Here is a 22,945-nt window from a genome sequence, read left to right as displayed (position 1 = left end):
TTTTAATTACAGTGTTAGAATAATTTACATTACTTAACAAAAAGTGTGATCACCTGAGAGGCAACGCAGATGAAACGTATAGTATTAATAACAGGATTTGAAACTTTTAACAGTGGCTTATACCGTCAATCAGCGACTCTCGCTACATCTCGCTGTGAAGGTTTAGAAGTAATAGTTTTCACCGATGCAGATATTAATACTCAAAGGGAAAATATAGAATCGGCTTTACAAACTGCTGATGTTTTCTTTGCCAGTCTGCTTTTTGACTATGATCAAGTAATGTGGTTAAGGGAAAAAGTGAGTCATATTCCCATTCGTCTTGTTTTTGAGTCGGCTTTAGAGTTAATGAGTTTGACTCAGATAGGTAAATTTGCCATCGGGGATAAGCCCAAAGGGATGCCTAAACCTGTACAATTCATCTTGAGTAAGTTTACCAATAGCAAAGAAGAAGATAAACTCGCAGGATATATCAGCTTTTTAAAAACTGGACCTAAATTATTAAAGTACATTCCCGTTAAAAAAGTCCAAGATTTACGCAACTGGTTGATTATTTACGGTTATTGGAATGCAGGAGGAGTTGAGAATGTTGCCTCTATGTGTTGGTATTTAGCGGAAAATTATCTCGGCTTAAAGGTATCGGAAATTCCCCCTGTTATCGAAACTCCGAATATGGGGTTACTCCATCCTGACTATGAGAGTTATTTTACTTCTCCTAGTGAGTATTTGAGTTGGTATCAAGGAAGAGAGAAGAAAAACCCACCTTTATCCCCCCTAAATAGGGGGGAAGTAACTGATGATAAAGATATCACCCACCTTAGTAAGGGGGGAAGGGGGGGTTATCCTGTGGTTGGTATATTGTTATATCGTAAGCACGTTATCAGCAAACAACCCTATATCCCTCAATTAATTCGTTACTTTGAAGAAGCCGGATTAATTCCTTTACCTATTTTTATTAATGGTGTGGAAGGTCATGTGGCTGTAAGAGATTGGATGACAACGGACTATGAGCAAGAAAAACGTAGTCAAGGTATCAATGAAACTCCCTCTTTATCAAAAGATGCGGTGAAAGTTGATGCGGTAATCTCTACCATCGGATTTCCTTTAGTGGGTGGTCCGGCTGGTAGTATGGAGGCTGGAAGACAGGTAGAAGTGGCAAAACGTATCTTAACGGCGAAAAATATTCCCTACATTGTCGCCGCGCCTTTATTAATCCAAGATATTTATTCATGGGTAAGAAAGGGTATCGGTGGTTTGCAAAGTGTGGTATTATACGCTTTACCTGAGTTGGATGGTGCGATCGATACTATCCCATTGGGTGGTTTAGTGGGTGAAGATATATATCTTATTCCAGAAAGGGTTAAGCGTCTCACGGGTAGAGTGAATAACTGGATTAAGTTAAGAAGAAAACAAAAGTGCGATCGCAAGATTGCTATTATTTTATATGGATTCCCTCCCGGATATGGTGCAACTGGTACAGCCGCACTATTGAACGTACCTAAATCCCTGCACAAACTTTTAAACGCCTTAAAAGAAGAAGGCTATACCGTTGATAGTATCCCTGAAGACGGGGAAGAAATCATTAACCAAGTTAAAACCGCCGATGATTTTATTTCCTATTCTTCACCCCCCTTTATCCCCCCTCAAGAGGTGGGAAATATACAAGATAAAAATTCCACTCCTAACTCCCCTCTTTATAAGGGGGGTAGGGGGGTTTCAAATACCGTAGATGTCAAGACCCTCGATCGCTGGTTAGGGTATATACTAATAAATAAAATCCAAAAACAATGGGGAAATCTCACTCAAACAGGCATTAAAACCATCGGTGACAAATTCCAAATTGGCGGTATTCAACTTGGCAACGTCTGGATTGGAGTACAACCTCCTCTAGGTGTAGCGGGAGATCCCATGAGGCTTATGTTTGAGAAGGATTTAACCCCCCATCCTCAATATACAGCCTTTTATAAATGGTTGCAAAACGACTTTCAAGCCGACGCAATTATACACTTCGGAATGCACGGCACAGTGGAATGGTTGCCCGGTAATCCTTTAGGTAATACGGGTTATTCTTGGTCAGATGTACTACTAGGAGATATTCCTAACCTCTACATTTACGCTGCTAACAACCCTAGTGAATCCATGTTAGCCAAAAGGAGAGGCTATGGTGTGTTAATTTCTCATAATGTACCACCTTACGGCAGGGCAGGATTATATAAAGAGTTAATGGCATTAAAAGAGTTAATTAACGAGTATCGAGAAGATAACGAGAAAAATGCCCTCTTAAAAGAAGATATTATCCAAAAAATCGTTGATAGTGGCTTAAATAAAGACTGTAAATTTGCTGAAGGAGAAAAACTAGGTATCGAATTTACTGCCGAAAACGCCAAATTATTCAGTAAACAGGCATTAAACGCTTATTTTGTCCAAATATACGACTATTTGCAAATAGTTGAACAAAGATTATTCTCCTCTGGTTTACACATCTTAGGAGAAAAACCCACCCCAGAGCAACTGCAATCCTATTTAGAGGCTTATTTCGATGATACTTATAGTCAACAAAACTTCGCCCAAGAGTTAAGCAATAGTGACTTATTCGCCAGAGTCGAGAAAAAAGCAGAAAAAGAAGAAGAATTAAAGCAACGTTTTGCACAACAACAGCTAATTACTGATTTGTTAATGCAGACAGAAGATGAATTGACTAACCTACTAAGAGGCTTAAACGGTGAATATATCCCCCCTGCGCCGGGAGGAGACTTACTCAGGGATGGGGCTGGAGTGTTGCCTACAGGTCGTAATATTCACGCATTAGATCCCTATCGGATGCCTTCTCAGGGTGCGTATTTAAGAGGTAGAGAGATTGGTAAGAAGATTATTGAGCAGAATTTGGCGGAAAATGGTTGTTATCCTGAGACTGTTGCTGTTATGCTATGGGGGTTGGATGCCATTAAAACTAAGGGCGAATCTATTGGTATTTTACTAGAATTAGTGGGTGCGCAACCTGTGAAAGAAGGTACAGGGCGTATAGTAAGATATGAGTTAGTGCCATTAGAAGAAGTAGGGCATCCGCGCATCGATGTTTTAGGCAATTTATCGGGAATTTTCCGAGATACCTTTCTGAATATCATCGAATTGTTAGACGATTTATTTTACCGTGCTTCCATTATCGATGAATCTCCCGAAAATAACTTTATTCGCAAACATTACCTTGAATTAAAGGAAAAAGATATTGATAACGCATCTGCACGACTATTTTCTAATCCTAACGGTGATTTTGGCTCATTAGTAAATGATCAAGTTGTGGATGGTAACTGGGATTCTGGGGATGAATTAGCGGATACATGGAAGAATCGCAATGTTTTCAGCTACGGAAGAAAGGATAAGGGAGAGACACGCCCCGAAATTCTCGATAAACTATTACAAACCAGTGCAACCGTTGTGCAGGAAATCGACTCGGTAGAATATGGTTTGACGGATATTCAAGAATATTATGCTAACACGGGAGGTTTGAAACGGGCGGCGGAGAAACAAAGCGGTAAGAAGGTATCCGCTAGTTTTGTGGAAAGTTTCTCGAAAGATACCACTCCCCGTAAATTAGAACAGGTTTTAAGGATGGAATATCGCACAAAATTACTTAACCCCAAATGGGCAAAAGCTATGGCTGAACAAGGTTCTGGCGGTGCTTATGAAATATCACAACGGATGACTGCTTTAATTGGTTGGGGAGGCACTGTAGATTTTACCGATAATTGGGTATATGATCAAGCTGTTGATACTTATGTATTAGATCAGGATATGGCGAATAAGTTAAGGGAAGCGAATCCTGAAGCCTTCCGCAATATTGTGGGGAGGATGTTGGAGGCGAATGGGCGCGGTTTTTGGGATGCGGATGAGGAGAAGTTAGAGAAAATCAAAAGTCTTTATGAGATGACGGAGGATGAATTAGAAGGGGTTACGCTATGATAAAATCTGAATATATTATTGTTGATCATCATTTTTAAATGGATAGAGCAAAAATAGGCTCAATGACGGCAAAAGGTGGATTTATCAATGAACAAAATATTTGCGATAAATTTAACTCTTGGCAAAAAGATAATGAAGCAAGAGAATGGCTATTTATTATGGGTTATGATAGCGATAAAATAAAAAGTTTTAAAGTTATTCATATTCCCGTTAAAATATATTTTTTCAGTGAGAATAAAGTACTTATTGTTAATGATATTCTTAAAGGTAGAGGCGGTTTAAGTGCAGAGTGGTTATTAGTTACAAAAAAAGATAAAAATGCAAATGATAAACTAGATTGGATTTTAAAAGATATAAATACTGCTTGTAATTTTTTTGCTCAAGGTGATGTAAAAATATCTCCTAAAGGAAGTTTATATATAGGCAAAATTACCATGCAAAGAAAAGGAGGAACTCCTGATCCTACAAGTTTACAATTTAAAATTAATCCCTTACAATTATTTGAATAATGAGTTTGTTAAAAGGAAAAACTTTTATTGATTTATTCGCTGGAATTGGCGGTTTTCATCAAGCATTAAGTTATTATGGTGCTAAATGTGTTTTTGCTTCCGAATGGGATAAACATTGTCAAGAAATTTACTTAAAAAATTACGGTATTTTACCAGAAGGAGATATAACTATAATTCCCGAAAATGAAATTCCTAGTCATGATATTTTGTGTGCGGGTTTTCCTTGTCAAGCGTTTAGTATTTCTGGAAAACAATTAGGATTTAATGATACTAGAGGTACTTTATTTTTTGATATAGTGAGAATTGCTAAATATCATCAACCATCATTATTAATCTTAGAAAATGTAAAAAATTTTGCTAGGCATGATGAGGGAAAAACCTTAAAAGTTGTGGAAAATACTTTGAATGAGATTGGTTATGATGTTTTTTATCAAGTCTTAAATGCTTCTAATTTTGGCGTACCTCAAAAGTGAGAAAGAATCTATATTTTAGGTTTGAGAAAAGATTTAAAGGTGAAAAAGTTTACTTTTCCTAATAACTATAGTAAGGGAACAAGTTTAATTGATTTTTGTTTAGATGACTCAGAAACGCAAGATTTTATTATTAATAGAAGTGATATAAAAATTAAGGAAAATTTGGAGATAACTAGAGATATATTAGGTAATTATCCGCAAAAACCCATTAGAATTGGTACGATTAATAAAGGTGGGCAAGGTGAAAGAATTTATCATCAATGCGGTCATGCTATCACGTTATCCGCTTATGGTGGCGGTATTGGGGCGAAAACTGGTATTTATTTAATTAATGGTAAAATTAGGAAATTAGCATCAAGAGAATGTGCGAGAATTATGGGATTTCCTGATGATTTTATTATTAGTAATAGTAACAATATTGCTTATAAACAATTTGGAAATAGTGTGGTAGTTAATGTGTTAAGAGCGATCGTGGAAAATGTTTTACAGATTAATAATTTATTTGCTGAATTGATTTTGTTATAATTTGATGTATATATCAACTTTACTTGTAGGTATTTTATGTCGATCGTAGATTTAATTAAAGCAGAAATTGATAACATTCCCGAAAATAAACTAGCGGAATTATATCAGTATATTAAAAAATTAGTAAAACCAGAAAAAACTCTTAATCACTTATGGCAAAAAATAGATGAATTAGGAGAAGATGAAGATCAATTATCAATGGAAGAAATTGTATCTCTAGTAAAAGAAGTTAGAGAAAACAAGACTAAATAATGAAACTTTTATTAGATACAAATATTTGGATTTCCGGATTATTGTGGGGCGGAGTGCCTCGTGAAATAATTAGTTTAACAGAAACTAATTTGGCAAGTATTTATATCTCTAATTCTTTATTACAAGAGTTAGAAGACACTTTAACAAAATCAAAGTTACAGAAAAGATTAAAACAGCTAAACTATTCAGAAAAAGATTTGATAGATACTGTAAAATCCGTAACTATATTATGTGAACCTCTGTCAATATTAAAGGTAGAAGAATTAAGAGATTTCAAAGATAAAATAGTATTAGAAGCTGGTTTATCTATTCCAGTAGATTTTATTATCACGGGTGATTTAGACTTGCTAGTTTTAGATTCTTTTCGAGGTATTCAAATTCTAAATCCTAATGATTTTAAGTTAAAAATTTTATCTTGAAAATCCTAATGACTAATATAGAGTTAGAGAAACTAGATAATTTAATTCATAAAATAAAGAAATTATTAGAGCTAATTAAATTATTAGAGCTAATTTAAGACTAATAGTGATACTACTTATAGTGCTTTGAATATATTGATCATCAATAACTCCTAATTCCTGATCCCCTATTGCTAATCAAATTTAGTCATCCTCAATGGGAATACCAAAACGAACTTTTCCTCTGCCAAAATAACGTCCAAATTGCAACTCATAAACCTCATCTTCATCTTGAGTTTCCACCACTAAATCAGAACGAGGGTAAGAAACACATAATAAAGCATAACCCTTTCTCTGTAATTCGGGGGATAATCCCATGGCTTCAGGTTGATAAAGTTTTCCTTCTAAAACTCTAACAGCACAGGTAGTACACGCACCATTACGACAAGAAAAAGGTGGTTCAACGGCTTGTTTTTCTGCGGTTGCCAAAATATATTGATCTTCGGGTACTTCTATGGTTTGTATTCGGTTTTCCTGACGATGATGAATTGTTACTTTATAGGTTTTAGTCATTGATTCTCAAATAGTTATTTTTGGGGATTTTACTAAATAATAATTAGTTCTTTTCTTCCTCAATTATAGTTGTCTTGGCAACAGGAATGATTCGATTATCTGAGTCCGACAAAACAAAATCAAAGTAATTAAATACTGTTAGTTGGTTTTGTATCCTTGAAACAAAGATGAAAAAAGTTTTGGATGTGATCCCTGACTCTGATAGACTTTTTCTTGATGACTTTTTCTTGATCAAAGATAATCATAATTTTTTTATATTTCCTTGGAGGAATTAAATGTTAGAAACAACTTTAGGTTTAGAAATTATTGAAGTAGTTGAACAAGCTGCGATCGCATCTTCTAAATGGATGGGTAAAGGAGAAAAAAATATTGCTGACCAAGTTGCCGTAGAAGCAATGCGTGAAAGAATGAACAGAATTCATATGCGCGGTAAAATCGTAATCGGTGAAGGTGAAAGAGATGACGCACCTATGTTATACATCGGTGAAGAAGTTGGTTTTTGCACTCAACCCGATGCGGAAAAATATTGCAACATCAATGAATTAGTTGAAATCGACATCGCCGTTGACCCCTGCGAAGGTACAAACCTCGTTGCTTATGGTCAAAACGGTTCTATGGCAGTATTAGCCATTTCCGAAAAAGGTGGTTTATTTGCCGCTCCTGACTTCTATATGAAAAAATTAGCCGCCCCCCCAGCCGCAAAAGGTCATGTTGACATCAACAAATCTGCTACCGAAAACTTAAAAATTCTCTCCGATTGCTTAAATCGTGACACCGAAGAATTAGTTGTAGTAGTAATGGATCGTCCTCGTCACAAAGAATTAATTCAAGAAATCCGTAACACCGGTGCAAGAGTTCGCCTAATTAGCGATGGTGACGTTTCTGCCGCTATCTCTTGTGCTTTTTCTGGAACTAACATTCATGCCTTAATGGGTATCGGTGCCGCTCCTGAAGGCGTTATTTCTGCGGCCGCAATGCGTTGTTTAGGTGGTCACTTCCAAGGACAATTAATCTACGATCCTGAAATCGTTAAAACAGGTTTAATCGGTGAAAGCAAAGAAAGTAATCTTGCTCGTTTAAGAGACATGGGTATCGAAAACCCTGACAAAGTTTATGAAACCGAAGAGTTAGCTTCTGGAGAAACCGTTTTATTCGCCGCTTGTGGTATTACCCCCGGTACATTAATGGACGGTGTTCGTTTCTTCCATGGTGGTGCAAGAACCCAAAGTTTAGTTATTTCTACCCAGTCTAAAACTGCTCGTTTTGTTGACACTGTTCATATGTTCGATAAACCTAAAGTTATTCAATTAAAATAATCCTAATTCTCTGAACAAAGGTTAAAAGGGGGCTTAAGCCCCTTGTCTAATTTTATCTAACCTAAAACTAAAGCCTTGATACCATCAAAAAATTTAGATCGAACTCAAGTTAATTAATTATCGAATAAACTAACATTGGTTTTAGGAGCTTTTTGTAAAATTTGTTGATAAACTAACTCTCGGAAAGTTGTTAAATCTGCTTCCCATTGATTAATTTGTGATGTAAGACTTGCAACGGGATTTTCTCCTAAAAGATAATTAAAACTACCTGCAAATAAAACCGCAGAAATAGCCACATTATTCGGTTGTTGTAATCTCGCAGGATTGATATTGACAGTTAAACGACATTTATCTAACTGATAAAAAAGATTTAGAGATGCTTGGGGGGTTGTATTACCAAAGTTACGCCAAGAGCCAGCATTCAAAAAAGTATCATTAATAAAGTTTTTTCCTTCTTCTTCACCTTCTCCAAAAGGAATAATCACTTTAGGGCTAATGCTTAAACCTTGATATTCAGCATTGGGCATCTTTTCCACATATAATTGAGCAACTTTAGCAAACTGTAACTGAGAAACTTCTTTATTACCCAAACCCTCGATAAAACTTAAACTATTACCTTGGGCAACAATATTAACACCATTTTTGAAACTAATTTGAGATGCTCTTGGGTTAACAACTGGTTGACGGGCTAATTCCCATGTGTTAGGTACAATCCCACTCATAGTTAAAAATTCGTAACTTAAAAGAGTAGGATTAAAGTTTTTGATGACTAAAGAAATTGTTAATTCTTCAATATCTTGTAAAACAGGAGTACCTTGAGGTTGAGTTTGAATATTGCTGGTAGTTTCCATCAATTTATGAATATTTATTTACTATCAATACCAAACTAACATTAGCTTAAATTAATTCTTTAATCAATTATTCCGTATCTTAATTAAACATAATTTAAGTTTTCTGAAAGAGAATGACAATGATTGTGTAAATCTCCCTTCATAATTAGTTCTTCGGCTTTACTTAATCCCATTTCCATAGTTTCTACCACTGAGCAACGCCATAGATAAAATCCGGCATTCCAAATACTACTTAGAGTTAAGGGAGTCATCTCTCCTTTGATGGTTTTAGTTAATTGTTCAAAGTATTCTTGTTCGCTATGGAGAGGGTAATCATGTCCTTTTAAGCCGTAGTGTAGGGGATTCAATTTTAAATACTTAAATCCTGCTTCTGATTCGTGATCATCAATAGCAATAATATTTGTTTGTTCTAATTTTAAGTCACCACTCCCCTCTAAACCCTTAATTAAAGTAAATTTTTTTACTCCTGTTAGGGTTAAAGCCTCTCTAATCATTTTTTCCGTAGGAGGATGTACATAACCCGCCATGATATGATTTTTCCCCTTGTAGGGATGCCAAATTAATTCGAGGGTAGCGATGGGAGGGCGTTTCCCTATTTCTTCTCGGTAAGTAACAAAGTTATCTGCTAAGGGGAAGTGAGTAGGTAGATAAAGAAAACCAAAGTTTTTTTGAGCTAATGAGGTCTGAACTTGTTCTAAACTGGTGTTTTGTATATTTAAGCCTAAATTAGTCCAAATTTCTCCCAATGTTAGCCCATATTTAGTAGGCATTCTTCTACCCCCGTGCATTAATACGGGTACTCCCATCAGAGATAAGATTAAACTGGTAATAGGTGAAATAGGGGCAGTGCGAGTTCTACCATCATAGGGAATACCTAAGACAACTACTTCTTTGTTTTCATCAATGATGGATAATTTATTCCCCAACCGACTGTAAGCATCCAACATCCCCGCTAATTCTTCTCCTGTTGGGCGTTTGATTCTGTGGGCAATCATAAAACCACCAATTTGGGCAGGAGTTGCTTTGCCTGTCAACATCATTTCTAAGGCTAAACTGGCTTGTTGACGAGTTAAATTTTTATGGGTATGAGTACCACTACCGATTTTTTTTAATAATTCTCTAAATTCACTACTCATTGGTGTCTGTTTTTATTTATTAGGAGATTTGGGAGTTGGGGATTAGGGGAGTGGGAGATGAGGTGATGAGGGGAGGAAGTGAGAGGGAGATTAGGAGTTCGGGAAAAGCTGTCAAGTTCTAGGTATTAGGGAATTAAGGGATTAGGGTGGTAGGGGTTGAATATATTCAACCCTTACGGGAAATTTTTTTATCTTAACTCCTAACTCAAATTATTGCCCTTCTAACTTTTCCTAATTGAAAACTGCTTCTCGAAAACGAATCTCATCTCGTTGAGGATCACAAAATGAGACCTCTAACTGTAGTTGTTCTCCTAATTTTACATTGCGATCGAATCTATGAGCAAATTCTAATCCTAATTCTTCTAACAAAATTAAAGCTAACCCGTCATCTTCTCTTAACCAACGTAATACTAAGCCGTGCCAGACTTCTCCACTATGTTGTAAAAAGTATTGTAAACTCCAATAGCGGTTAGTTTGTCTCTCCACAAAAGAAGCCTCAGAGGAAGTGGAAACCACCTCATAAATTATCTGTTGCATTTGATCTCTCTCAAAGGGTAACTCTTCTCCTCGCAAATGAGCTTTGATTTGGAAATGGGAGAGTAAGTCGGTATATCGGCGGATGGGGGATGTGACTTGAGTATAGGTTTCTAAGCCTAAACTAGCATGACGAGAAGGAGTTAAACCCGTCTCACTCTTAGGCATACAACGACGTAAAGCACAGGATCTCACTGGTCCGGGAGGAAGTAAAATTAGTTCTTCTTCTGGGGGTAGTTCTGGTTGAGGTTGTCCCCTAAATGGGACGGGAATATTATGCTCTTGACAATATTTTCCTGCCACTTCTCCTGCTAAAATCATCATCTCAGCTACCACAAGGCGCGAGCGAGACATTTCTAAAAGCTCGATGGAAACTTCTTCTTCGTTTTTTACTTTGATAATGGCTTCTGGCATGGAAATCATCACAGAACCGTTATTCTTGCGCCACTGTTCTCTTTTCTTGGCTTCTTGGGCAATACGGATTATTTCTTCTTCTCCCTGAATATTGAGAGTTAACATCTCATCGACATCGTGGTAAGTAAGGCGATAAGTAGGCTTGACTAGGGTAGAATGTATTTCGTAATCCTTAACCGCCCCTTCTTCGTCTAAAACCACTCCAAAACTCAATGCAGGGCAAATTTGACCTTGTACTAAACTCATAGGACCTGTAGCTAATTCTGAGGGGAACATCGGCACCATGCCTGTGGGCAAATATAAACTTGTGCTACGTCTTCTTGCTTCTAAGTCTAGGGGATCATCGGGATTAATTAAACGAGTGGGATCAGCTATATGTATCCAAAGACGGGCTAAACCGTTATCTAAAAACTCTAAACTGATACCGTCATCAATTTCGGTGGTGCTTTCATCATCAATGGTGTAAATTTTATGATGGGTTAAGTCAAGGCGTTGACTATCTTTATCAATAAACTCATTAGTGGAGATGCGATCGAGGATTGAATGGGCCACTTCATATACCTGTTGAGGGAAATCATTGGGGTAAGAACTACGACGTAAAAAGATATTTTCGTGTTTACTCCATAGTTGCAAGTCTATCAGTAACTGTAGTGCTGATTCGGGGGTTTTCTGCTTACCTAAAGATTCTAATATATCTAATGCCTGTTTAGGGGGATTTTCAGGTTGTAGGACATATTTTTCGAGGAAATTTAGGCGAGTTAACTCCGAGTCTTGCCAATCAACTTTTTCTCCCGATAACGCTTGTTGGATTTTTTGGGCGAATATTTCTTTTTCTAGTTTTTTTTGTGCCTCAATTTCAATTTGATGTTTAATTTCTTCTACCTGAGTTTGAGGACGAGGTTCATAAATATCCCCTTTTTTCTTAAAATAAATCTTGTCATCAGATAAAAGTAAATGGGCGGCATAACAGAAAACCGGTGTTTCCTCCTCAAAAATGAGAGTTGCTAATTCAGCCGGAGTAACAGGAGTTGCTTCTTCAATCAATAACTCCCAAGCAATTTCCAAGCTAGAAGCATCTAAATGAGGGGTTACTTCTTTTACAAATCGGGGAATATCGGTATATTTAAAGGATTCTCCTTCTACTAAAAAATCTACTTTTTGGGGTCTAACTTTGTGGGAATTGCCGTTTTCATCTATGGCTATCCAGTCTTTTTTCCCTTCTGGTTTCTCAATGACACCTAAGCGGCGATCGCCATTTACTTTAAATTCAACTAATGTTCCTTTTTCCACCCGTGAATCCTTGTTACTAAATTGACTGAGTTGGTTATTTTATCGTTACTCTTTTAATAATTTACCATCAATATTTCAATTAGCAATTAACAATTAGCAATCAAAGGTAAAGGGTAAGGGGCAAATCCCCCTTTATCCCCCCTCGAGAGGGGGGAGGGCAAAGATGAATAGTGAATAACTGATGTTAGGCAAAAATAGAATACATGATTGGTTTTAGGTGTCAGGTGTCGGGTTAAAGAGTTGACAAGAAATAGATTTGATATGATGTTTATTGATTTTCTTCTTTATTCTTGTACAAGAGTCTATTGAAGTATGGGCGTACAAGGGCGTTAATGAGCGACATTTGAATTATTTAGGTAAAACCTTTGACATTTGGAATCAATGTTTGAGATTCTTAAACCTGTTACCTCTTACCTGCTACCTGCTGCCTGCTACCTGAAACCTCCCTATTTCTATTCACTACTCTAAACTTTCCAATATCCTAAAACTGTACCAAATGTACTGCACAATGACTGCGGTGAATAACATAACTACTGACACTGCCTAATAATAATTCGCTCACGGTAGAATGTCCTCTTCTACCCATAACAATTAGATTTGCTCCCCATTCCTGAGCCTGTTGACAAATAATAGTACCCGGATGCCCGTAAATTTGATTAAATTCTGCTTTTAGCCCTTGATCTTTTGCCTGATTTGTCCAGTATTGCAACATTTCGATCGACTCTTGTTTATATTTTTCCCATTGATGCTGTAATTCTTTTATTATTTCCGTGTCGTAAGTAAAAGAGTAAGGAGCAAAACTAAGGGGAGTTTCTGTCGTTTCCTGAGACAACACATGAAGAAAATTGAGTTGAGAGTGACAATTTTTCCCTAAATACAAAGCAGTTTCAAAGACACTTTGTGCTATGGGGGAGCGATCGAGGGATACCAATATCTTGTCATACATACTTATTTGCCTCACTATTAGCCCTATATGTCTCTATTGTATTTTTCTTTTTCTCCTATTCCTAGATCTTGTAATGAATCATTACTCTCTGAAATATAGTTACTAATTTTATGGTTGTTTGTAAAATATCTTAATAAATGAACAATAAATCATATTTTGTGCTAATCTAATTATTAAACAACTACTGAATTTATATTCAGATATTCACAGATAGGAGAATTTTGATTATGACTACCACTACAGTAACTCAAATGAAATGTGCTTGTCCCTCTTGTTTATGTATAATTGATATTAGTCAAGCAATTTCCAGAGATGGGCATTATTATTGCTCAACGGCTTGTGCCGAAGGACATAAGGAAGGAGAAGGATGTGGCCATAGCGGTTGTGGATGCCATTCTTAGTTATAAAAGGCGAAGACAAATTAGGAATTGTTGAAAAAGTGGTGTCAGGTGTTGGGGATAGCAAGACGAGGGAGGAACAAGTAATAAGTAACCTCAGTTCGGTTTAAGAATATCCGATAAGGTTAGGTGTCAGGTTGCAGGTTGCAGGTGTTAGGGAGATAAGGGGAGAGGGTGAGAGGGGGAAGTAGGGGTTTTTAGCAAGGGGCTTAAGCCCCTTGTTTAAGTTAGTTCGGGTTGGGGCAATTTTATCGTTATTTCTGAGAAGAAGCTATAAGGTTTTCTGATTACGAGTTGGAATGCTTTCAGCTTATCCAAAACTCAGGTTAAGTAATCAGTAATGAGTGTTAGGAGTTTTTAATTCTCACTCTTTTTTCAGGTTTGCAATAAATTCTTGGTGACTAATTGCAAATTATAAATTTATTATTGTGTTGAGAATGAGTAGGTAAGTTATAATGAGTTGTTTGGATGTATATAATTGTTAACCAAAAAAAATTTAGAAATACTTAAAGAATGATTTGGCCTTTTAAACCTTCGACTCGTAAACAAATTGCTCGAATTGAAATCAATGGTGCGATCGCATCTGCCACTCGCGAGAGAGTATTAGAAGCATTGGAAGAAGTAGAAGAGAGAAAATATCCAGCTTTACTGCTAAGAATTGATTCCCCCGGAGGAACTGTGGGGGATTCTCAAGAAATATACTCTGCGTTGAAAAGATTAGGGGAAAAAATCAAAATAGTTGCTAGTTTTGGCAATATTTCCGCTTCTGGGGGTGTTTATATCGGAGTAGGGGCAAATCATATTATGGCAAACCCGGGTACCATTACTGGCAGTGTGGGGGTGATTATTCGGGGTAATAACTTAGAAAAACTCTTGGATAAAGTGGGGGTTTCTTTTAAGGTAATTAAATCAGGTCCTTATAAGGATATATTGTCTTTTGATCGAGATTTAACTACCGATGAGGAGGAAATCTTACAAGAGTTGATTGACAGTAGTTATCAACAATTTGTGGAAACCGTAGCCGAGGGTAGAAAGTTAAGTGTGGAAACGGTTAAAAGTTTTGCTGATGGTCGTATTTTTAGCGGGGAACAGGCTTTAAAACTCGGATTAGTGGATCGCCTTGGCAGTGAAGAGGATGCCCGTCGTTGGGCTTGTGAGTTAGTAGGACTTGATCCAGAGAAGACAGAATGTCATACTATTGAAGAACCTAAATCTCTGCTCGATCGAGTTTTTAGTGGTCGTGGTCAGGTAAAATCAGGTGTAGGATCTGCTATTAATTGGTTAGAATTTGAACTGGCTACCAGTGGTCAACCTTTATGGCTATATCGTCCTTAAATTATGGAAAATTGGCAACAAATCGGAGCAATGAGTAAACCGTTGATGACTAAAGTACGAGCAATTCGAGGGGCAACTACTGCCGACGCTAATACTATTGAGTCTATGAGAGAGGCTGTAGCGGAATTGTTAACAGAAATTGAAACTCGGAATCAACTTGATTATGAAGAAATTATAAGTGTCATTTTTACTGTTACTTCTGATTTAGATGCAACTTTTCCAGCTGCGATCGCGCGAGAAAACCCTCAATGGGAAAATGTGCCTCTTTTAGATTTACAACAAATGCAGGTGAGAGGTAGCCTAGAAAAATGTATTCGGGTTTTAATTTATTTTAATACAGATAAACCTCAAGCAGAAATTTATCATCCCTATCTGAGAAAAGCCAGAAATCTTCGTCCTGACTGGAATTTAACTCATATGATTATGGGCAATAAATAAAGGAAAATTGTAATTTCTAATCAAAAGGTCAAATCTAAGTAAAATGAAAATGGGGTTTTCCCTTGTCAGTAAACTTTCAGGTTTAGGAGTTACAAACTATCTTTTTTCGCCGTTCCACAAAAAAGCAATATATCCTTGACCCTTACTATCAAAGACTCAGAAAAGAATTAATTATCAGTTCTCTGGGGTTAGCTGGGGTTTTTATTGGAGGGACTTTGTGGTATTGGTTAGTAGAAAAGTGGTCATTGTTGGACTCCGCTTATATGACCATGATAACCCTATCAACCGTTGGTTTTAGCGAAGTTAACCCCCTTGATGAGCGATCGCGCCTTTTCACTATGGGATTGATTTTGACGGGTATTATCGTCATTGGTTACATGGTGAATCGTTTTACCGAAGCATTTTTACAAGGTTATTTCCAACAAGGTATTCGTTTAAGACAAAAAAGAAACGTGATTGACAAACTATCAGGACATTATATATTATGCGGTTTTGGTCGGATGGGTTCTTATGTTGCTAAAGAATTTACTGCTGAAGCAATCCCTTTTATTATCCTTGACTCAGAGCAGGAAGAAGTAGAAAAAGCCAGTCAGATGGGTTATCTTGCCCTTCAGGGAGATGCCACCCTTGATGAATGCTTACTAATGGCAAAAATCGAAACTGCTATCTGTGTGGTTGCGGCTTTAAGTTCTGATGCAGACAATCTTTATACGGTTATTTCCGCTAAGGCTCTTAATCCTACCATAAGAGCGATCGCTCGTGCTAGTACCGAAGAAGCTGTGAAAAAATTAGAAAGGGCAGGAGCTGATGCGGTTGTATCTCCTTATATCACAGGGGGAAAAAGACTCGCCTCAGCCGCTTTGCGTCCTCAAGTAATGGATTTTGTTGACGGTATTTTAAGCGGTGGAGAAAAATCTATTTATTTAGAAGAGTTTTTGCTGGATGAAAACACCTGCCCTTGTTTAGGACAAACTTTAATCGAAGCTGGTTTGAGAGCAAAATCAGGAGCTTTAGTGGTTGCTATTCGTCGTAGTAATGGTATTTTAATTGCAGGACCTACAGGGGGAAGTATTCTTGAAGCTGGTGATTCCCTTATTTGTATGGGTACGGCAGAACAATTAAGAATTTTAAATGGTATTTTAATGCCCATCTCCGCTCCCAGAATTCCCAGAAAGAGAGAATAAATAAATTTAATTTTACAAGGGCAAAAACAATGGCTCTATCACTTTAAGTATGTAAATTATTGATGTTTGATAGACAATAGGCAATAGGCGACTGTTAAATAATAATTTATAAATTTTTAGTTTTTCTCTTACTATAAACACTATTTAACCTGAGTTCGGGATAAATTTTCATCTATGAATGATGGAGAAAAAAAGGCAAGAGGCAAGAGGCAAACCCCCCTTATATCCCCCCTCGAGAGGGGGGAGGGCAAAGGAACAATTAAGAATTAGGAATTAAAAACCCCGAACACTCATTATTTGTTACTCATTACTTTCTCTCAACACCTGCAACCTGCAACCTGAAACCTGACACCTACCCTTATCCAATATTCTTAAACCGAACTGAGGTTATTTAATAAAGGTTATAGAAGTCCTGTTTCTTTTAATTTATCATAACCACACTCTGAAGAACCAAAACAGTTAATTGGCAATTAGTAATTAATTAAAATGCTTGAATCCACTCTTTAACTTCATATTCAGTCCAAATACCATTTTGCCAGTAAGGATCTGATTTAACTAAGTTTTCCACGGTTTCTTGACTGTCGGCTTCATAAATACCAAAAACCTTTGTATTGTCTTTTGTCGGTCCTAAAGTGACTAATATACCTTCTTCTTTTTGTTTTGCTAGTCCTTCTAAATGTGCCTGACGATAAGGAGTTCTTTTTTCTAAAGCGTTTTCACAGTAGCTACCAAATAAAATATATTTTGCCATACTTGATCAAGATAAATAGTTAGTTGTTTTTCGGCGTTGGTAAATCTAAGTTACAATTTTCAGTTTAGATCGGGAATGGGGAATGAGCAAAGGACAAAGGTAATAAACAATTAGTAATTAGTAACTTTAGCACTTTAAGAATTGGTTTCTCCCTAATCCCCTAATACCCCAAAACCCTAAGCCCCTTCTTCCCCAATCCCCTAACACCTGAAACCTGCTACCTGAAACCTAACCTCAATATACTGAACCAATAATTGCTTAACGTTAGTAGTAATAATCTTGGGATTGTACCATTTTTTGCGGTGCAAATGCCAACCAAAGAGGGAATTTCAATAATGATAAGCTCACTCTATCGTCATCTAAATCCATAATTACTAAGGGTAAGTCTTCTTGGGCAACGATGCGATCGCCTTTTTGAACGAGGGCTTCTGGAGTTTCAAATAAAACGATTCCTCGACTAGGGCCAAAATCACTGCGAGAAATACCTAAACAGTCTTGTAAACCCCTACGCCATTCTCCTAATTTTTCAGGGGTGTCCGCCAAAATTAACACACGGGTGCGATCGCTGTATAGTTGATATAAAATTGAAATAATCGCAGAGGCAATAAGGATATTTTGTAATCGAGAACCCATACTAGATAAAGCACCCCTACCACCTTGAGAAAAAAACCAATCTGAAACCCTTTCGGCGTGTATCGGTTCAAAGGTACGGCGTAATTGCCAAGGAGGTCCATAATAGTCTGGTTTAGTACGATATTGATCTAATAGACGGCGAATGATTCTTGTTTCCTCTTTAAAACTCTTTTCTACAAATTGAGGATTAGAATTTTTACCCCTTTCATTCTCTGGTGTAACTGGAGGAGACTCATTTTCCCATGCTTGGGTTGGTGGTGGAGATAACTCTAGTTGTTCGGCGGCGGCCGCTAAATCTTGTAAACTACCCACAAGATAATCTTTAAAGCCTTGTACTCTAATAGCTAAATCTTGGGAAATACCAGCGAAAGAGCTTTTCATTTCTCGATTTATTCTTTCTTTTCTACGCTCTAATTTCTCAATGGTTATTTCTAAATTTTGTTTTTTATTTTCCAGCTCTTCTAATCTTTCTTTTACTAATAAATTAATGTTATTACTTATTTCTTCTTGTTGTTGAATGAGTTGTCTTTTTATTTGTTCAATTTCATCAATAGATTTTTCTTGATTGGCACTATTTTCTTCTTTATTTGCTTTGATTATTTCCGCTTTTACTTCACTAGCGACTATTTTTTGCTCAATATCAGCGTTTTTTATTTCTGATTCTTCCATTGTTAATTTTTCTGTTTTAGATTCTTTTTTAAGTTCTTCTAAATAAATATCCTGACTAATATCTTCTTCTTGTTTACTATTTTCATTACTAGAAATTATTTCAGAATTCATTTCATCTTCAGATAAAGGTAACTCTAAATCAGGAAGATTCTCATCATTATTTTCTGCTTGATCAGTCCATAAATCATCTTCATGATCAAAGTCATCGATACTGAAATTTTGGTTTTGATTTTCTTTATTAATTTCTGACATATTGATTTATTAATTAAATATTTGCTCTCTTTTTTTTATTGATTATGATAAGGGATAATATTTCTCTAAACATTTTTTAAGGGTAATAGGATCAAAAATGATTGGTAAAAAATGAATACTTTTCACTTCCTTAAAATAAAATAAAATAGGTACGGGTTGCCAAAAAATTGCCCAGTTTTGCCAATCGGTGTAAGGAAATTCTCTAATTTTGTTTTGCTGACGATAAACTTCTAAAGCCTTGGGAGTAAATTTTAACTTAATAATATTAGCTTGTATAAGTAAAAAAAAGCCAAATAAAATAGTAATAATACCGACAAACATTTGCACAAGACTCAAAGCAACACCCAAAATGATAATGAAAATGGGAAGGTTATAACGGGGTGTCAGTTCTATAGTTTCAGAAGTTAAAGTCGTACTATTCACAGAAATATTTGATTTGTAGATAGTTTTAATTAATGTAGATTGTACCAAAAAATGATTGAAGAGTAACTAATTTCATTATATTGTTTTATGATCATCTATAAAATTATAAAAATCTATAATTGACTAATGAATAATCTTCTTAAACTAGCGACTATTACTATATCTGGTGCTTTTTCTTTGGCTAATTTCGCGTTTTTTTCTAATAGTGTCAAAGCGGAAAATCAATTTGATGTTTGTTTAAGAGAATTAACCGCCAGTGGGGTTACCGTAGAAGATGCTCAAACCGGTTGTGCTGATGCCCTCGTACCTAGGGAATTATCTAGTTGCGTAACCAATATCAGTCAATCTACGAGTATCAGTGCGAAAGATGCTTTAACCAGTTGTTATCAAGTCAGAAGACCTGTGGATTTAGGTAACTGCGTTGTTAGCATTAACAATACTGTACTTACTGCTAGTAATAAAAATACTCAGGCAAAAGTGGAAGGTGATAATAGTCAATCTCCTTTAATGATGGCTTTAAGCACTTGTCAGGCTAGTCTTTTACCCACCAGACAATCTGAGTGTGTCATTGCTTTATCTCGAACTCCTCAAGCCTCTAATCCTGTAAAGGCAATGGAAACTTGTTTAAGTGCGGAAGATTTCCCTAGAGATTTATTCCCTTCTTACAATTAGGAGTTACTCAAGAGAAAGTAGTTTTATTTGGATAGGTGCTAGGTAACCTGAGTTTTGGATAAGCTGAAAGCTGAAACCAACTCGTAGTCAGAAAACCTTATAGCTTCTTAGAAATAACGATAAAATTGCCTTAACCCGAACTGACTTAAACAAGGGGCTTAAGCCCCTTGCTAAAAACCCCTAACACCTGCAACCTGCAACCTGAAACCTGACACCTAACCTTATCGGATATTCTTAAACCGAACTGAGGTTAGGTATCATAAGAGTTCGGGATTCGGAGTTAAAACTAATAGATTTTGAAAAAACAGTCTGAGGGAAGCTCGGTTGATAGTGGGTGGCAGGTTTGAATAGTGTTAAACTCCTAGGATTTTGGATTTAACTTGTAGGTATCAATAATCTTTGAATATGATTAGCTAAATCTCTTAACCTTACAGGTTTACTCATATACTCATCTGCCCCTGCTTTGAGGCATTTTTCTCGATCATTTCCACTTACTGGGGCTGTTATCGCAATAATAGGAATATTACAGTAGTCAGGATTTTGTTTCAAATATTCGATCGCGCGAATTCCATCTAATTTTGGCATTTGTATATCCATAACGATTAAGTCTGGTTTTTCTCCGCTCAAAGCTGATATTGCTTCTTGTCCATCCATAGCGATAAAAAGACGATAACCTTTAGCTTCTAAATAATTTTGCATACTAATCACATTCGCTTCATTATCTTCTGCTAATAAAATTAGGGGTTGTTTTTTAGTTATTTTTGTTTCTATTCTATTGTTGCTCGTATTGTTATTGATAGAGGTTGAAATCTTGTGCTTAATTTGATTTCGGGCAATGGGTAAATCAATCATGAAACAACTACCCCATCCGACTCGACTGCTAAAACTAACTTTACCCCCATGAAGTTCGACAAATTTTTTAACTAAAACCAATCCTAATCCTGTGCCTTCATACTGACGATTCAAATTACTATCAATTTGTACAAAAGGTTGAAATAATTTATTGATATTTTCCTTCGCAATTCCAATTCCTGTGTCTGTAACTAATAAACGAAGATGATGAGAATCTTGATTATCAGAAAGAGGAGGATAAATAGCTTCTAAAGTAACCTGACCGTAATTCGGAGTGAATTTTACTGCATTATTCAGCAAATTGAGCAGAACTTGACGAATACGGTTCTCATCGGCATAAATTTCGGGTAAATCTGGAGGTAAGATACTTTGTAGTTGTATTTGTTTTTTTTGAGCTTGAGCCTGAATTAAATCCAAACTCGATTCACACACAGAGTAAACAGAGATATTTTTAAAATTGAGATCTATTTTTCCCGCCTCGATTTTAGTAACATCGAGAATATCATTAATCAATGATAATAAGTGTTGTCCACTATTTTCGATAGTTTTTAAACTTTGTTCTTGTTGTATGTTAATTTCTCCATAAATTTTTTCTAGGAGAATTTCCGTCATTCCTAAAATTGCATTGAGAGGGGTACGTAATTCATGGCTCATCATTGCTAAAAATTCGTCTTTAAGACGATTAGCCTTAATTAATTCTTGATTGGTTTTTTCTAGTCTAATTTCTCTTTCTTTTAGTTCAAAAGTTCTTTTTTTAACTCTTTCTTCTAACTCAGCATTAATTTTAATAATTTGATCATGGGCTTCTTTTAACTCAAACTCGTAGTTTTTACGGTCTGCTATGTTTCTAGTTATGCCCTGTATTTGTTTTAAGTTCCCCTGCTTATCAAAAACGGGAGTAATTATTACTTCTGTCCACACTGTCGAACCATCTTTACATATAAGCTCTAATTCATCCCTAAATCCATATTTTGGCGTATTTTCAGGAGAACATTGACTAACCTCTTTTAAGCGTTGATAGCCTTTGAGCAATGAATCAGGAGCAACTAAAATCTGTTCAAATGATTGAAGACGAACCTCCTCAGGAGTATAACCTCTTATATATTCAATAGAGGGGCTTATATAGTCAAACTGAAAATCGGGAGTCATTGTCCAAATATTATCTGTGGCATATTCGGCTAATAATCTATGTCTTTTTTCACTTAGTCTTAATTGTGCCTCTGTGCGTTTTTGTTTGGTAATATCAACAAATGATGAAAGGAGCATATTGTCTAATATTCTGACGCTGATTAATACGTCCTTCACATCGCCATTTTTGCAAGTAATCTGAAATTCTTGAGGTTCAACAATTTCTTTTTTTTGTCTAGCTTGTGAAATCATTTTGAACCATAATTTATAAGAAAGACTGCGATAATGGGTATCTGGATAAGCAAGACTAAACCAATCATTGATAGTGGGAATATCATTAATAATATAGCCAAATAAATTAGTAAATCGAGGATTGACATAAAAAATGCCTGAATTAGGGGGAAAAGCTGACAAGCCAATACCTACGGGGATACTATCAAAAATTGTCTTCAATAATGATTTATTGACGAATAATTGATCTAGCCAGTTATTTTCTATCTCATGAATTTGAGACTCTATCACATCTCTCATTTTCTCCAGAAGATAGATAAGATCATCAGAATAATAAGTTTCCCTATTATTAAGCAAACAAATCGTTCCAAAAATGCGATTATCAGAATATCTTAAGGGAAAACCGAGGTAAGAAATAAGATTATATTGTAAATCAAAGTTATTTTCCCATTTTTGGTTTTTTAGGGCATTGTTAATAATTAATTTTGTTTTATTTCTAATTACTTGCTCACAATATATTCCTGAACCGATAACAGAGTCTCGACTCAATTTAAGATAGGGATTCTCAGCATTTTGACTGGCAACAATAGTTTTAACTTGATTACCTAAAACCCTTGTGATTAATCCTACTGTTACTCCTGCTATATTGGTTATCGCATTGATAATTCTTTGCCATTCCTCAAAAGTATCTTTGGTAATAACCTTATATTTTTGTCCCATCATGCTGAATCCATAGATTAATTAATAATGATACACTCGATACGATAAGAGGGGAAACAAAGTAGTGAATAATGAGTTCGGAGTT

Annotated in this window: 19 protein-coding genes and 1 pseudogene; 11 read left to right on the top strand and 9 right to left on the bottom strand. The window is 36.0% G+C overall.

The features are described 5' to 3' along the window. The first annotated feature begins 69 nt into the window (after nucleotides 1-69). From bchH to CYAN10605_RS03580, 5 genes and pseudogenes are all read left to right on the top strand, one after another. The gene (gene bchH / locus CYAN10605_RS03600; RefSeq protein ID WP_015218585.1) at nucleotides 70-3,957 is read left to right on the top strand and encodes a magnesium chelatase subunit H; all 3,888 of its coding nucleotides are present in this window, start codon (nucleotides 70-72) and stop codon (nucleotides 3,955-3,957) included. Between the two features lie 38 nt (nucleotides 3,958-3,995). Beyond that, the gene (locus CYAN10605_RS18315; RefSeq protein WP_015218584.1) at nucleotides 3,996-4,466 is read left to right on the top strand and encodes a PDDEXK family nuclease; all 471 of its coding nucleotides are present in this window, start codon (nucleotides 3,996-3,998) and stop codon (nucleotides 4,464-4,466) included. Then, nucleotides 4,466-5,464, top strand: a pseudogene (locus CYAN10605_RS03590) (DNA cytosine methyltransferase). Before CYAN10605_RS18315 ends, CYAN10605_RS03590 begins: the two are co-directional and overlap by 1 nt. Before the next feature lie 36 nt (nucleotides 5,465-5,500). Then, nucleotides 5,501-5,716, top strand: a complete 216-nt coding sequence (locus tag CYAN10605_RS03585) for a hypothetical protein (protein WP_015218583.1) — start codon at nucleotides 5,501-5,503, stop codon at nucleotides 5,714-5,716. Continuing rightward, on the top strand, nucleotides 5,716-6,135 hold the full coding sequence (locus CYAN10605_RS03580; protein ID WP_015218582.1) for a putative toxin-antitoxin system toxin component, PIN family: 420 nt from the start codon (nucleotides 5,716-5,718) through the stop codon (nucleotides 6,133-6,135). The genes CYAN10605_RS03585 and CYAN10605_RS03580 overlap by 1 nt, the downstream gene beginning before the upstream one ends. Nucleotides 6,136-6,318: 183 nt before the next feature. Here the strand turns inward: CYAN10605_RS03580 and CYAN10605_RS03575 are convergent, their stop codons facing one another. Further along, complete coding sequence (locus CYAN10605_RS03575) at nucleotides 6,319-6,687, bottom strand: 2Fe-2S iron-sulfur cluster-binding protein (RefSeq protein ID WP_015218581.1); 369 nt, start codon at nucleotides 6,685-6,687, stop codon at nucleotides 6,319-6,321. A 275-nt stretch (nucleotides 6,688-6,962) separates the two neighbouring features. Between CYAN10605_RS03575 and glpX the strand changes: the two genes are divergently transcribed. Further along, complete coding sequence (gene glpX / locus CYAN10605_RS03570) at nucleotides 6,963-8,003, top strand: class II fructose-bisphosphatase (RefSeq protein WP_015218580.1); 1,041 nt, start codon at nucleotides 6,963-6,965, stop codon at nucleotides 8,001-8,003. A 113-nt stretch (nucleotides 8,004-8,116) separates the two neighbouring features. Here the strand turns inward: glpX and CYAN10605_RS03565 are convergent, their stop codons facing one another. The 4 genes from CYAN10605_RS03565 to CYAN10605_RS03550 all read right to left on the bottom strand — a co-directional run bounded on the left by CYAN10605_RS03565 (nucleotide 8,117) and on the right by CYAN10605_RS03550 (nucleotide 13,174). Continuing rightward, entirely contained in the window at nucleotides 8,117-8,854 is a 738-nt protein-coding gene (locus CYAN10605_RS03565; protein WP_015218579.1) for a hypothetical protein, read from the bottom strand. Between the two features lie 83 nt (nucleotides 8,855-8,937). After that, on the bottom strand, nucleotides 8,938-9,990 hold the full coding sequence (locus CYAN10605_RS03560) for an anthranilate phosphoribosyltransferase family protein (protein ID WP_015218578.1): 1,053 nt from the start codon (nucleotides 9,988-9,990) through the stop codon (nucleotides 8,938-8,940). A gap of 231 nt (nucleotides 9,991-10,221) precedes the next feature. Next, on the bottom strand, nucleotides 10,222-12,228 hold the full coding sequence (locus tag CYAN10605_RS03555) for a ribonuclease catalytic domain-containing protein (protein WP_015218577.1): 2,007 nt from the start codon (nucleotides 12,226-12,228) through the stop codon (nucleotides 10,222-10,224). A 481-nt stretch (nucleotides 12,229-12,709) separates the two neighbouring features. Continuing rightward, nucleotides 12,710-13,174 (bottom strand): universal stress protein, encoded by a 465-nt coding sequence (locus CYAN10605_RS03550; RefSeq protein WP_015218576.1) that lies wholly within the window; start codon nucleotides 13,172-13,174, stop codon nucleotides 12,710-12,712. A 227-nt stretch (nucleotides 13,175-13,401) separates the two neighbouring features. On the opposite strand from CYAN10605_RS03550, the gene CYAN10605_RS18070 reads away from it, so the two are divergent. The 4 genes from CYAN10605_RS18070 (at nucleotide 13,402) to CYAN10605_RS03535 (ending at nucleotide 16,529) form a co-directional block, all read left to right on the top strand. Further along, a complete protein-coding gene (locus CYAN10605_RS18070; RefSeq protein ID WP_015218575.1) occupies nucleotides 13,402-13,575 on the top strand; it encodes a metallothionein in 174 nt (57 codons plus the stop codon). A gap of 510 nt (nucleotides 13,576-14,085) precedes the next feature. Beyond that, nucleotides 14,086-14,907 (top strand): signal peptide peptidase SppA, encoded by an 822-nt coding sequence (sppA, locus tag CYAN10605_RS03545; protein ID WP_015218574.1) that lies wholly within the window; start codon nucleotides 14,086-14,088, stop codon nucleotides 14,905-14,907. 3 nt (nucleotides 14,908-14,910) lie between these two features. Further along, complete coding sequence (gene aroH / locus CYAN10605_RS03540; RefSeq protein WP_015218573.1) at nucleotides 14,911-15,345, top strand: chorismate mutase; 435 nt, start codon at nucleotides 14,911-14,913, stop codon at nucleotides 15,343-15,345. Nucleotides 15,346-15,476: 131 nt separating this feature from the next. Beyond that, a complete protein-coding gene (locus CYAN10605_RS03535; RefSeq protein WP_015218572.1) occupies nucleotides 15,477-16,529 on the top strand; it encodes a potassium channel family protein in 1,053 nt (350 codons plus the stop codon). A 481-nt stretch (nucleotides 16,530-17,010) separates the two neighbouring features. On the opposite strand, the gene CYAN10605_RS03530 is transcribed toward CYAN10605_RS03535, so the two are convergent. The 3 genes from CYAN10605_RS03530 to CYAN10605_RS03520 all read right to left on the bottom strand — a co-directional run bounded on the left by CYAN10605_RS03530 (nucleotide 17,011) and on the right by CYAN10605_RS03520 (nucleotide 19,257). Further along, nucleotides 17,011-17,280 carry a YciI family protein gene (locus tag CYAN10605_RS03530; protein ID WP_015218571.1) on the bottom strand — a complete coding sequence of 90 codons (270 nt, stop codon included), beginning with the start codon at nucleotides 17,278-17,280 and terminating at the stop codon, nucleotides 17,011-17,013. Between the two features lie 264 nt (nucleotides 17,281-17,544). After that, a complete protein-coding gene (locus CYAN10605_RS03525; protein WP_015218570.1) occupies nucleotides 17,545-18,834 on the bottom strand; it encodes a DUF3086 domain-containing protein in 1,290 nt (429 codons plus the stop codon). Between the two features lie 42 nt (nucleotides 18,835-18,876). Further along, nucleotides 18,877-19,257: a DUF3119 family protein gene (locus tag CYAN10605_RS03520; protein ID WP_015218569.1), complete on the bottom strand. Its 381-nt coding sequence runs from the start codon at nucleotides 19,255-19,257 to the stop codon at nucleotides 18,877-18,879. A 126-nt stretch (nucleotides 19,258-19,383) separates the two neighbouring features. On the opposite strand from CYAN10605_RS03520, the gene CYAN10605_RS03515 reads away from it, so the two are divergent. After that, complete coding sequence (locus CYAN10605_RS03515) at nucleotides 19,384-19,929, top strand: hypothetical protein (protein ID WP_015218568.1); 546 nt, start codon at nucleotides 19,384-19,386, stop codon at nucleotides 19,927-19,929. 375 nt (nucleotides 19,930-20,304) lie between these two features. Here CYAN10605_RS03515 and CYAN10605_RS03510 read toward each other — a convergent pair whose 3' ends face one another. Next, complete coding sequence (locus tag CYAN10605_RS03510; RefSeq protein ID WP_015218567.1) at nucleotides 20,305-22,863, bottom strand: hybrid sensor histidine kinase/response regulator; 2,559 nt, start codon at nucleotides 22,861-22,863, stop codon at nucleotides 20,305-20,307. Nucleotides 22,864-22,945: the final 82 nt, after the last annotated feature.

Source organism: Cyanobacterium aponinum PCC 10605, assembly GCF_000317675.1.
Taxonomy (GTDB): Bacteria; Cyanobacteriota; Cyanobacteriia; order Cyanobacteriales; family Cyanobacteriaceae; genus PCC-10605.
This window is presented reverse-complemented; position numbering and strand designations above follow the sequence as displayed.

What these genes read in the sequence shown, in the direction of transcription:
- CYAN10605_RS03510 (WP_015218567.1), bottom strand. Translation starts at nt 22,863, where the DNA reads ATGATGGGACAAAAATATAAGGTTATTACCAAAGATACTTTTGAGGAA.
- CYAN10605_RS03580 (WP_015218582.1), top strand. Translation starts at nt 5,716, where the DNA reads ATGAAACTTTTATTAGATACAAATATTTGGATTTCCGGATTATTGTGG.
- CYAN10605_RS18070 (WP_015218575.1), top strand. Translation starts at nt 13,402, where the DNA reads ATGACTACCACTACAGTAACTCAAATGAAATGTGCTTGTCCCTCTTGT.
- CYAN10605_RS03525 (WP_015218570.1), bottom strand. Translation starts at nt 18,834, where the DNA reads ATGTCAGAAATTAATAAAGAAAATCAAAACCAAAATTTCAGTATCGAT.
- CYAN10605_RS03585 (WP_015218583.1), top strand. Translation starts at nt 5,501, where the DNA reads ATGTCGATCGTAGATTTAATTAAAGCAGAAATTGATAACATTCCCGAA.
- CYAN10605_RS03560 (WP_015218578.1), bottom strand. Translation starts at nt 9,990, where the DNA reads ATGAGTAGTGAATTTAGAGAATTATTAAAAAAAATCGGTAGTGGTACT.
- sppA (WP_015218574.1), top strand. Translation starts at nt 14,086, where the DNA reads ATGATTTGGCCTTTTAAACCTTCGACTCGTAAACAAATTGCTCGAATT.
- aroH (WP_015218573.1), top strand. Translation starts at nt 14,911, where the DNA reads ATGGAAAATTGGCAACAAATCGGAGCAATGAGTAAACCGTTGATGACT.
- CYAN10605_RS03575 (WP_015218581.1), bottom strand. Translation starts at nt 6,687, where the DNA reads ATGACTAAAACCTATAAAGTAACAATTCATCATCGTCAGGAAAACCGA.
- CYAN10605_RS03550 (WP_015218576.1), bottom strand. Translation starts at nt 13,174, where the DNA reads ATGTATGACAAGATATTGGTATCCCTCGATCGCTCCCCCATAGCACAA.
- CYAN10605_RS18315 (WP_015218584.1), top strand. Translation starts at nt 3,996, where the DNA reads ATGGATAGAGCAAAAATAGGCTCAATGACGGCAAAAGGTGGATTTATC.
- glpX (WP_015218580.1), top strand. Translation starts at nt 6,963, where the DNA reads ATGTTAGAAACAACTTTAGGTTTAGAAATTATTGAAGTAGTTGAACAA.
- CYAN10605_RS03530 (WP_015218571.1), bottom strand. Translation starts at nt 17,280, where the DNA reads ATGGCAAAATATATTTTATTTGGTAGCTACTGTGAAAACGCTTTAGAA.
- CYAN10605_RS03565 (WP_015218579.1), bottom strand. Translation starts at nt 8,854, where the DNA reads ATGGAAACTACCAGCAATATTCAAACTCAACCTCAAGGTACTCCTGTT.
- CYAN10605_RS03515 (WP_015218568.1), top strand. Translation starts at nt 19,384, where the DNA reads ATGAATAATCTTCTTAAACTAGCGACTATTACTATATCTGGTGCTTTT.
- bchH (WP_015218585.1), top strand. Translation starts at nt 70, where the DNA reads ATGAAACGTATAGTATTAATAACAGGATTTGAAACTTTTAACAGTGGC.